This window comes from Streptomyces sp. NPDC054840 (genome assembly GCF_053611065.1).
This window is the reverse complement of sequence record NZ_JBSGZP010000403.1, coordinates 1-6,823: the sequence shown is the minus strand read 5'-3', so window position 1 is coordinate 6,823 and position 6,823 is coordinate 1. Positions and strand designations below refer to the sequence as shown.

The 6,823-nt window shown below is 71.7% G+C and carries 8 protein-coding genes; 3 read left to right on the top strand and 5 right to left on the bottom strand.

The features are described from left to right. Nucleotides 1–50 precede the first annotated feature (50 nt). Together ACWGIU_RS25110 and ACWGIU_RS25105 are read right to left on the bottom strand one after the other, a co-directional pair. Nucleotides 51–428: a peptidase inhibitor family I36 protein gene (locus ACWGIU_RS25110; RefSeq protein WP_453709312.1), complete on the bottom strand. Its 378-nt coding sequence runs from the start codon at nt 426–428 to the stop codon at nt 51–53. Nucleotides 429–632: 204 nt separating this feature from the next. Continuing rightward, the gene (locus tag ACWGIU_RS25105) at nt 633–1,256 is read right to left on the bottom strand and encodes a histidine phosphatase family protein (RefSeq protein ID WP_453709310.1); all 624 of its coding nucleotides are present in this window, start codon (nt 1,254–1,256) and stop codon (nt 633–635) included. A 132-nt stretch (nt 1,257–1,388) separates the two neighbouring features. Here ACWGIU_RS25105 and ACWGIU_RS25100 point away from each other — a divergent pair, with 132 nt between their 5' ends. The 3 genes from ACWGIU_RS25100 to ACWGIU_RS25090 are packed head-to-tail and all read left to right on the top strand — an operon-like array spanning nt 1,389 to nt 5,298. Next, complete coding sequence (locus ACWGIU_RS25100; protein WP_453709309.1) at nt 1,389–3,521, top strand: acyl-CoA dehydrogenase; 2,133 nt, start codon at nt 1,389–1,391, stop codon at nt 3,519–3,521. Nucleotides 3,522–3,533: 12 nt separating this feature from the next. Continuing rightward, nucleotides 3,534–4,733 carry a thiolase C-terminal domain-containing protein gene (locus ACWGIU_RS25095; RefSeq protein ID WP_453709307.1) on the top strand — a complete coding sequence of 400 codons (1,200 nt, stop codon included), beginning with the start codon at nt 3,534–3,536 and terminating at the stop codon, nt 4,731–4,733. Nucleotides 4,734–4,782: 49 nt separating this feature from the next. Then, nucleotides 4,783–5,298: a YcxB family protein gene (locus ACWGIU_RS25090; RefSeq protein ID WP_453709305.1), complete on the top strand. Its 516-nt coding sequence runs from the start codon at nt 4,783–4,785 to the stop codon at nt 5,296–5,298. 28 nt (nt 5,299–5,326) lie between these two features. On the opposite strand, the gene ACWGIU_RS25085 is transcribed toward ACWGIU_RS25090, so the two are convergent. The 3 genes from ACWGIU_RS25085 to ACWGIU_RS25075 form a co-directional block, all read right to left on the bottom strand. Then, the gene (locus tag ACWGIU_RS25085) at nt 5,327–5,596 is read right to left on the bottom strand and encodes a hypothetical protein (RefSeq protein WP_453709303.1); all 270 of its coding nucleotides are present in this window, start codon (nt 5,594–5,596) and stop codon (nt 5,327–5,329) included. Then, nucleotides 5,583–6,137, bottom strand: a complete 555-nt coding sequence (locus ACWGIU_RS25080) for an RNA polymerase sigma factor (RefSeq protein WP_453709301.1) — start codon at nt 6,135–6,137, stop codon at nt 5,583–5,585. The genes ACWGIU_RS25085 and ACWGIU_RS25080 overlap by 14 nt, the downstream gene beginning before the upstream one ends. 176 nt (nt 6,138–6,313) lie before the next feature. Next, on the bottom strand, nt 6,314–6,667 hold the full coding sequence (locus ACWGIU_RS25075; protein ID WP_453709313.1) for a DNA-binding response regulator: 354 nt from the start codon (nt 6,665–6,667) through the stop codon (nt 6,314–6,316). Between the last annotated feature and the right edge of the window lie 156 nt (nt 6,668–6,823).

The following is a 6,823-nucleotide window of genomic DNA, read 5'->3' as shown; positions in this document are numbered from 1 at the left end:
GCCGTGAATCGTGGCTGCGGAACACCCTTCGCCGGTCTAGGTGCCGATGGTCAGCAGATCAGGTCGCGGACGGAAGCGTTGTTGTTGTACGTGTTCACAAGGTTCCGGGACGTGTGAGCCTGAACGGTGTCGTACGGGCCGGCGTAGTTCGAGTTGTAGTAGACCCGGTAGCAGTAGTTCGAGGCGTTCTGGGTCGAAGCCGCGTTGTTCTTCACCGGCTCGCCCTCGCCATTGGCCCACGTGGTGAATATTTCCCCCGCGAGATTGGGGACGTTGCCGTCCGTGAACCATCGGGCGCCGGCCTGGTTGGAGTTGTAGTAGAGACAGAAAAACCCGGTGTTGCATGCGTACGCGCTGGCCGGTGTGGCCATTCCGAGTGTCACAGCAGCTGAGGCGACCAGAAGTGCCAGGGTCCGCTTCATGCGCATGGTTCATCCCCCTACGTGGTGGTGTTCTCGCCGGCGTCGAATCGGGTGCCGCGAAGGGGATTTGTTCCCGAATGCGGCACGCCCGGATCCAGACCAGCCGTGTCCATGCCGACTATAGTGAACAGTCCATACGTACTCAACAGCGCCCATAAAAGCGCGAGTTGAAATGAAGTAGGATCGTCGGGCTCTCCTGCCGGGTGTGTCTCAGATGTGCAACTCGGGCGGGAAACCGGTCCAGCGCAGTTCGGCCGGAAGGTGCCGCATGTCGTTGGAGACGAGGACGGAGGCGGGCCGATCGGGCGCGTACCGGATGACCGTCAGGGCGGCATTGCCGTGGTTGAGTCCGAGCCAGCGCCATTTCGGCGCGTACATGGCGTCCCGGACGAGCCAGGCGACCAGGAAGTTGTGGGTGACGACCAGTTCGTGCCGGTCCACTTCGCCGTCCACCGGCCCGGTGAACAGGTCCATTGCCCGACGGGCCAGCCCGGGTCCGTTCTCGCGCTCCTCGGCGGAGGCGCCGTCGAGGAAGCGAAGGTAGAAGTCGGCCGACTCCGGCGGAAGTTCACTCCTTTCCGGCAGGTAGGGGACATAGTCGCCGGCGGCTTCCGAAAGGCGCACGGGGACCTCGGTCAGCTGGTCGCCGATCAGGCATGCCGTCTGCCGCGCCCGGGGCAGCGGGCCGTGGTGGACGGCCGTGAAGGGGATGCCCCGGAGGCGCTTGCCGAGCAGTACGGCCTGACGGCGGCCGGCCTCGGTGAGCTCGCTCTCGTCCGGTGACGCCTCGCCGTGCCGGACGAGGTAGAGGTATCGGGTGGCCGTGCCGGTCATTCCGGACTCCTTCGAAGCGGTGATCGATCTTGCCCATCGGGGGACGCCGCCCCTTCCGGTGCCGGTTCCGGTCCCCGACTCGCCCCTCATCTGACCTTCCGTCGGATTGGAACGTGTTCTAGTCTGCCGCGCATGGGCATCGCAATCACGCACGAGCAGCGCGAGTTGGCCGAGGCGGTGCGCGGCTGGATCGCGCGCGCCGTCCCTCCCGAGGAGGTCCGCAAGCTGCTCGACACCCCACCCCGGACCGGGGCGCGGCCCTCCTACTGGGACGCGCTGACCGAGCAGGGGCTGCTCGAACCGCACCTGGACGGCGGCACCCTGCTCGACCTGGCCGTCGTCGTCGAGGAGGCCGCCCGGGCCGCGCTGCCCGGGGCGTACCTGCCGAGCGCGCTGGCCTCCGTACTGCTGCAGCGGGCCGGCGCCGAGCCGCTCTTCGGCCGGGTCGGGGCGGTCGCCCTCGGGCCCGGGACCCTGACCGCCGTCGCCGTCGAAGGCGGCGGGTACCTGCTCGACGGACTCGCCCCGCCCGTCCTCGGCGGTGGTGAGGCCGACCTGGTGCTGCTCGCCGCCGAGGCCGCGCACGGCACCCGCTGGTTCGCCGTGGACGCCGCCGCACTGGACATCCGGACGCACGAGAGCGCCGACCCCACCCGCCCCACCGCCGAGGTGCGGGCGCGCGGCGTCGCCACCGCCCCGGACCGGCTGCTGGCCCTGGACGCGGCCCTGGTCCGCGACCTGGCCTGCACGCTCTTCGCCGCCGACGCCTGCGGCACCGCCGCCTGGGCGCTCCACACGGCCGCCGAGTACGCGAAGGTGCGCGAACAGTTCGGCCGGCCCATCGGGCAGTTCCAGGGCGTCAAGCACCTGTGCGCCGACATGCTCGTCCGGCTGGAACAGGCCCGGGCGCTGGCCTGGGACGCCGCGCAGGCCATGGACGAACCCGCCGACGTGCGCTCGCTGGTGGCCGCCCTCGCCGCCGGGACAGCCCTGGACGCCGCCTACTCCTGCGCCAAGGACTGCATCCAGCTCCTCGGCGGAATCGGCTTCACCTGGGAGCACGACGCCCACATCTACCTGCGGCGGGCGCTCGTGGCCCGCCAGCTGCTCGGGCCCGGCGACGGGCATCGCGTACGGGCCGTGCGGTGCGCGGCGGGCGGTGCCCGGCGCGAACTGCGCCTGGAACTCCCGGCGGAGGCCGAGACGTACCGCGCGAAGGCCCGTACCGCCATCGAGGACGCGCGCGGGCTCGACCCGGCCGCCACTCGCCGCATCCTGGCCCCCACCGGCTACGCGGCCCCCTACCTGCCGTCGCCCTACGGGATCGGCGCGGGCCCCGTCGAACAGCTCGTCGTCCAGCAGGAGCTGGTCGCGGCCGGGGTCAAGCTCGCCGACCTCGGGATCGCCACCTGGGTGGTGCCCTCGCTGCTCGCCTACGGGACCCCGGCGCAGCGGGAGACCTACCTCCTGCCGACCCTGCGCGGCGACGTCACCTGGTGCCAGCTCTTCTCGGAGCCGGGCGCGGGCTCCGACCTGGCCTCGCTGCGGACCCGGGCGGAGCGGCGGGAGGACGGCTCCTGGAGGGTCAACGGCCAGAAGGTGTGGACGAGTTCCGCGCACAGCGCCGACCACGGCATCCTGCTGGCCCGCACCGACCCGGCCGCGCCGAAGCACAAGGGGCTCGGCTACTTCGTCGTCGACATGAAGAACACCCCCGGCATCGACATCCGGCCGCTGAAGGAGATCACCGGCGAGGCGCTCTTCAACGAGGTGTACTTCGACGACGTGGTCCTCCCGGCGGACGCGCTGGTGGGCGCGGCCGACGGCGGCTGGCAGGTGGCCCGCAACACCCTCGGCAACGAACGCGTCCACATGGCCGACCAGATGACCTTCGACACCGGCCTGGAGGCGCTCCTCGCGCGCGCCGCCGACCTCGACGGCACGTACCGGGCGCGGATCGGCGCACTCGCCGCCGAGGCGCACGCGCTGGCCTGCATCGGGCTGCGCACCACGCTCCAGCAGGTGTCGGGGCTGGAGCCGGGCGCGGGCGCCTCCGTACGCAAGCTCGTCCAGACCCCGCACCAGCAGCGGACCGCCGAGCTCGCGCTCGAACTGCTGGGACCGGCGGGCGCGGTGCGGGAGGGGGCGGGGGAGCGGGCGGTGCACGGGATGCTCATGTCCCGCTGCCTGACCATCGCCGGGGGCACCACACAGGTCCAGCTCAACGTCGTCGCCGAGCGGATCCTCGGCCTTCCCAGGGACTAGGAGTTGTCGGGCATGAAGTCGTACATCGTGGGCGTCGGCATGACGAAGTTCGAGAAGCCGGAGTCCCGGGACTGGCAGTACTGGGACATGGTGAAGGAGGCCGGGTCGGCGGCGCTCGCTGACGCGGGCGTGGAGTACGGACTGGTCGAGCAGGTCCCGGTGGGCTACTGCTTCCAGGCCTCCACCGCCGGCCAGCGGGCGGCGTACGAGCTGGGGCTCTCTGGGGTGCCGGTCTACAACGTCAACAACAACTGCGCGACGGGCTCGACGGCCCTGATGATGGCGCGGCAGTTCGTGCAGGGCGGGATCAGTGACTGTGTGCTGGCGCTCGGCTTCGAGAAGATGAAGCGCGGCGCGCTGGGCGGGGGCGCCGGCGGCGGAGCCGCTGATGAATCCTTCACGACCTCGCCGGTGGCCCGGCACTACGGGATCATGGCCGCCGGCCACGGCTTCGAGATGTCCCCGCCCACGGCGCAGATCTTCGGCAACGCGGCGCGCGAGCACATGGAGCGGTACGGGACCACGGCCGCGCAGCTCGCGGCGGTCGGCGCGAAGAACCACCGGCATTCGGCGGACAATCCGCACGCGCAGTTCCAGGACGTGTACTCGGTCGAGGAGGTCCTGGCGGCGAAGGAGATCCACGCGCCGCTGACGAAGCTCCAGTGCTCGCCGACCTCGGACGGCGCGGCGGCGGCGCTGGTGGTGTCCGAGCGGTTCCTGGTGCGGCACGGGCTGCACGACAAAGCCGTGGAGATCGTCGGCCAGGCGATGACGACGGACACCGAGGCCTCCTTCGCCTCGGGCTCCTGCATCGACGTGGTCGGCAAGCCGATGACGGCGGCCGCGGCCCGGCAGGCTTACGAGGCCTCGGGACTCGGCATCGAGGACGTGGACGTGGTGGAGCTGCACGACTGCTTCTCGATCAACGAGCTGCTGACGTACGAGGCGCTGGGCATGTGCGGGGACGGCGCCGCCGGGAAGCTGGTGGAGTCGGGCGCGACCACCTACGGCGGGCGGTGGGTCGTGAACCCCTCCGGCGGGCTGATCTCCAAGGGACATCCGCTGGGGGCGACCGGGCTGGCGCAGGCGGCGGAGCTGGTCTGGCAGCTGCGGGGCGAGGCCGGGCCGCGGCAGGTCGCGAGGGCACGGGTGGGGCTGGCGCACAACATCGGGCTGGGCGGCGCGGCGGTCGTGACCCTCCTGCGGCGCTGATAGGAACGCGCTTTTCGGCCGCGGGGGCGGAGCGTTAGGCTCCGCCCCCGTGAGCGAGATACGTGAGGCTACCTTCGGTGCCACCGGCAGCGTGACCAGGGACGAGTACGACGAGGCCGCCAGGGCGGCGGGGCTGTTCCGGCGGGGCCGGGTGGTGGCCGCCCTCGGTACGGTCCTCCTCGCCTCGGCGGGCGTGACGCTGTCCCCGGACGGTCTCACCCTGCACCCCGTCCCCCTCGGGATCGCGGTGGCGTACGGCCTCGTCGCGCTGCTGGTGCTGCCGCGGTGGGCGGTGGCCCGGGGCTTCCGCAGCGGCAGGGCCGCCGAGGAGAAGCGGGTCGTGGTGGACGGTACGGGCATCGAGGTGTTCCGGGGCGAGGAGTCGCAGCGGATCGTGTGGGACGAGATGCGCTACTACCACGAGACGCCCCGGCTGCACGTGTTCGTGGGCCGCTCGCGCCGCCGGACGTGTCTCGTGGTGCTGCCCAAGCGGCTGTTCACCGCCCCGGGCGAGAACGAGCTCCTCGCCGCCTTCGGGCACGAGCAGGCCGGCGACGGCTCGTAGCGGCCCTCGCCCCGCCCGGAGGCCGGGATCAGTGGGGTGCCGCCTTCAGTTCGCAGCGGCCGTCCGTGCACTCCCGCCGCAGGCGGCCCCGGGAAAGCGTCTGGGCCAGTCCGATCGCCCAGCACATCGGGCAGCCGCGCAGCGCCAGCAGGCCGACCGGGGCGAGCGCCAGGGTGATCGGGCCGTAGAGCGGGAGGAGGGCGACGGAGCCGGCCAGGGCGCCGAGGCCGATCGCGCCGCGGACCAGGTGTCGGGGCAGGGAGGAGCTGGCGAAGTCGAGGCCGTCAGTGGTCTTCATGATCGCCTCCGGGGGCGGTTCGCAGGGTGTCCTGAAGGGTCGCGCGGGCCCGGTGCAGCCGCGATTTCATCGCGGCGGTGCCGATGCCGAGCGCGTCGGCGGCCATGCGGCCGCTGTAGCCCTGGATGTCCCGCATGATCAGCACGCGCCGCTGGTCCTCGGGGAGGGCGGCGACCGCCCGCGCCACCCGGGCCGCCTCCAGGCGTTGCAGCACCTCCTCCTCGGCCGACATCACCTCGGAGTCCGGCAGCGGCGCGCGCTCCCGCGGCATCAGCCGGGTCCGGCGCAGGCACTCGTTGCGGACGATGCGGAACATCCACGAGGCCAGGGCGCCGGAGGCGCGCAGCATCCCGATCTTCCGGTAGAGGATGATCAGCGCTTCCTGGGCCGCGTCCTCGGCGTCCTCGGGCGAGGCGCACAACGAGTACGCGAACCTGCGGACGTTCGGGTGCGAGCCGGAGACCAGCGCGGTCAGCGAATCGACGTCCCCGCCCCGCGCCGCGGCGATCAGCGGTTCGGCGGGCCAGGTCCACTCAGCCACGGGAGCGGGCCCGTCGGCGCACCACGAGGACGGTGCACGTGCAGAGCAGTAGCAGTGCGACGGCCCCGGCGACAACAGCGATCATGACAACCTCCAGGTCAGGTGCCGACCTTGGCGTCGGCACATGCATAAGAGGCACGGGCCCCGCAAAAGGATTCACCCTGATCCCAAAGGGTTCACCCCAGGGCCGGGTCCACCACCGTCTCACCCCGAGAGGCCCGCCGGATACTGTCCGCCAGGTCCTCGACCCGGCCGTCCCGCAGCACCAGTCCCACCGCTCCGGCGGCGAGGGCGGCCTCCGCGAGGCCGGGGTGCGCCGAGCCCGTCAGGACCAGCACCCGGCACTCCGGATCGTCGGCCAGCAGGGCGGTCACGGCCGCGAGCTCCTCCACCAGGGCCACCGCGGGCCGGGCCACGGGGTCCCGGACGACCTCGATGTCCGGCTGGAGTCCGAGCTGGAGCGCCAGGGCCGGATTCGGCGGCTCCAGCAGGACGCGCAGGGCGCGGACCTCACGATGGTCAACAGGCATTTCCTCCACGTGGGCAGGGTATGGCCCCGCTTCCCCGCAGGCGCGGAACACGCCGCACACACAGCGAATCTGACGTGAAGTCAAGAGCCTTCCCAAGTGTGGGGGTGTGCGTTATACATTCCCTCACCGGCCGGCACCTAGAACGCGTTCTAGAAC